Consider the following 2696-nt stretch of genomic DNA (forward strand, 5'->3'; position numbering starts at 1 on the left):
GAGCATTTAATCGAGACTTCTGACCCAGGAATGATTGCTTTATCAGAACTCAAAAGACTGTATGTAACTGAACTTAATACTGAACAGAATACTGAACAGAATACTGAACAGAATACTGAACAGAATACTGAACAGAATACTGATCATCAGGAGGAACAAACCAATGCACAGCAAGAGCAAGCGGCTTAACTGGGACGTACCCACTGAGCTAGTACCAACAGTGAGAATGCTTGCTGATATGGACGGTGTAACCCCTGCTTATTGGTTACGAAAAACTTTGGAGAAAGCAGTCAACGAAACGTTTCTAGGACGAAAGGAGAACGCAGCGTGATTTTTATTAACCCTGCAAGGCTCGAATCAATTAACGAGTTACCTAAAAAAGAAACTAAACCTATGCTGACAACAGACCAAATCGAAAAGCTAGAACTTAGCTACAACTGGATACTCGATGTAGCTACATCACAAGAGTACTTGAGCCTAGAAAATAATCGCCAGCTTGATGTAGCTCTTATAAATATTGACCGCGTACTCAAAGACCAGTCACTAAACCCAGACCATCACAGGAATGAATACAACACGGGTATCAAGGTTGTCATGCATGTCAAAAAGACACCTTCAAATCACAAGAGGCTACGGTCACTAGTTCTAGACTTGGCAGCAAACACTGCTCAGATAGCCTTTATTGCAACTGTGTTAATGGGATTGGGTACGCTGTTCTGCTATGGGGTTGACCGCATAGAGCAAAGTCGGGGTGAACAATACCAACCGACCTGGAAGCAACAAGCAAAGGTGTTTGAGGGTAGCGCTATTTGCAGTATTAGCCTCTGCCTTAGTTCGGTTGTGATTGGGGCTTGTTTATCAGGAGGTGAGCAAGATGAATGACTTGCAGCTAGTTCATTGCGTGACGCTGCTTACAATGAGCAAAACCTACAGTATTGATGGCGTTCTGTACCGCTATGTGTACAGCAGCGACAGTATCAAACATACTCAGTATTTTTTTCGACCTCTGCCAGCACAGAGAAAGACGGCAGACCTAAAACTCAACAGGGACAAGGTTTTACGTAGGGTTTACGAAGTGCCGAGTTTGTATAGACAGCATCGGGCAACAATGACGGATGTAGCGATTCAACAAAGTTTGTTCTAAAGATGGGCGTACACCCGATAAATCAGCCAGAAAAATCAGCGTACGCCACATATAACTATTCATAAAGGATTTTAACTCATGCCGAAAAGTAAGCATCCAGCCCCTTTGGCTATAACCATTGCAGGTGATGAAGACCGCACCCATTACTTTTACGACCGCTCCTCTTTTGACGACTTTGTTAGAGGTTTGCTTCTGGGTGAGGACGAATTAAGAGAGTTTTCAACTGATTTCAAACTGTATTCAAAAGCAGGCGGAAAGTGGGTAGAGGTAGATTTTGAACCTTACGATTATTTCCAAGATATTGATGATACTCTCTACCCACTAGCACACGGTCAATTGTTAGCCAACTATAGCCAGTGGGTGAACCACAAAATTCTGTGGGATATTGCTCAAGGTAACTCCAAGGCGATCGCATTAATCGATGATGCGTTTACTCGCGATCAAGTGAAGACGACATTTAAGAGGTTAAGTGAAGTAGGCGCATGGGCTAGTGATGAATCTGACCCAGCCTTTACTGAATACTTAGACAGCACAGAACAAGAACTGTACGCAATCGCGACTCAAGGAACTTCGTTTGTTGATGAAGATGAACCAGAGGCTTGGGTAACGGAAATCTAATAACTAATAACCAATGACTAAGCGTGTCATTATCCGCACTGAAGTTACTGATATTAACGCGGATGGCGCGACCTCCACCACAACAACTTATAGGGAGGAAGAGTCAAGCAGTTCAGGTTTATTAGAGGCTTGGATGGCTCTTGTACTTCTTCTGTTCACAGGATTGTTGTTTATTACGACTTATCGTGTCGTGTCATCAATTACACAAATACAAAGAGAACAAACAAATGGAGTTCAAGAAATTAACAACTACTAACCAATCACAAATGTCTGTTGTCAAAGGTGGCAAGGGTGATTTCTCTACCGCACCTGCACAAATGGGTAAACAGGCTGCACTACCTCAAGCTATTTCAATGCTGCAAGGGCTTTACCAATCCTACGGGCTGCAATTTCCTGATATCAACATGCAAGACCCAGCATTTAAGGAAAAAGTTGTTGCTGTGGGCAAGGTTGCAGAGGTAGCTCGTTTAAACACCAAAGCCTTAGCCCAGATGCTCAAGCACACGGCAACCCTGATGGCTGGACAGGTAAAGCTAGCTGAGTTCTACGCGGCTTCTACAAACATAGTCATTGAAGGCAAAAAGCGGCTCGACAAGTCCACTGCTGACGCATTCCTGGCGCTTGCTGACTATAACAAACACGCTCAGTCTTTAACCGCGAAAGTTGACCGCAAGGTCAAAGCCCTGGATGCAAAGTACGAACTGATGGGGCAACTGGGAGAAGGCAAGCTCAAAACCAGTTTGCAACTTATTGAAAATCAGAAACAAGCTGGAGAGAAACGACAAGCAGCAACCGCAGAGTTACAACAAACCCGTCAAGAGTTGTTGGCATCTGTCGGTATCAAACGGCAGAAAGATGCTGAGTATATTCGTTACGGGCATTTGAAATCTGATAAGTAGTTAATTGGGAGGGATGGGGCGTTTTCGCCCCATTG

The 2696-nt window shown here is 44.0% G+C and carries 4 protein-coding genes and 1 pseudogene; all 5 read left to right on the forward strand.

The genetic code is table 11. The annotated features are described in order from the left end of the window. Window positions 1–189: pseudogene (locus B4U84_RS30070) on the forward strand (hypothetical protein); the annotation flags it as partial. Window positions 190–327: 138 nt separating this feature from the next. Further along, window positions 328–882 (forward strand): hypothetical protein, encoded by a 555-nt coding sequence (locus tag B4U84_RS30075; protein ID WP_242677778.1) that lies wholly within the window; start codon window positions 328–330, stop codon window positions 880–882. Window positions 883–1222: 340 nt separating this feature from the next. Next, window positions 1223–1762: a hypothetical protein gene (locus tag B4U84_RS30085; RefSeq protein ID WP_131121651.1), complete on the forward strand. Its 540-nt coding sequence runs from the start codon at window positions 1223–1225 to the stop codon at window positions 1760–1762. Window positions 1763–1775: 13 nt separating this feature from the next. Beyond that, window positions 1776–2018: a hypothetical protein gene (locus B4U84_RS30090; RefSeq protein ID WP_131121652.1), complete on the forward strand. Its 243-nt coding sequence runs from the start codon at window positions 1776–1778 to the stop codon at window positions 2016–2018. Beyond that, the gene (locus B4U84_RS30095; RefSeq protein WP_131121653.1) at window positions 1990–2661 is read left to right on the forward strand and encodes a hypothetical protein; all 672 of its coding nucleotides are present in this window, start codon (window positions 1990–1992) and stop codon (window positions 2659–2661) included. Before B4U84_RS30090 ends, B4U84_RS30095 begins: the two co-directional genes overlap by 29 nt. Window positions 2662–2696 lie beyond the last annotated feature (35 nt).

The sequence above is a fragment of the Westiellopsis prolifica IICB1 genome (assembly GCF_004323185.1).
GTDB classification, from domain to species: Bacteria; Cyanobacteriota; Cyanobacteriia; order Cyanobacteriales; family Nostocaceae; genus Pelatocladus; species Pelatocladus prolificus_A.

Excerpts from the sequence above, each read along its gene's own strand:
- B4U84_RS30085 (WP_131121651.1), top strand. The coding sequence starts at position 1,223 with ATGCCGAAAAGTAAGCATCCAGCCCCTTTGGCTATAACCATTGCAGGT.
- B4U84_RS30090 (WP_131121652.1), top strand. The coding sequence starts at position 1,776 with ATGACTAAGCGTGTCATTATCCGCACTGAAGTTACTGATATTAACGCG.
- B4U84_RS30095 (WP_131121653.1), top strand. The coding sequence starts at position 1,990 with ATGGAGTTCAAGAAATTAACAACTACTAACCAATCACAAATGTCTGTT.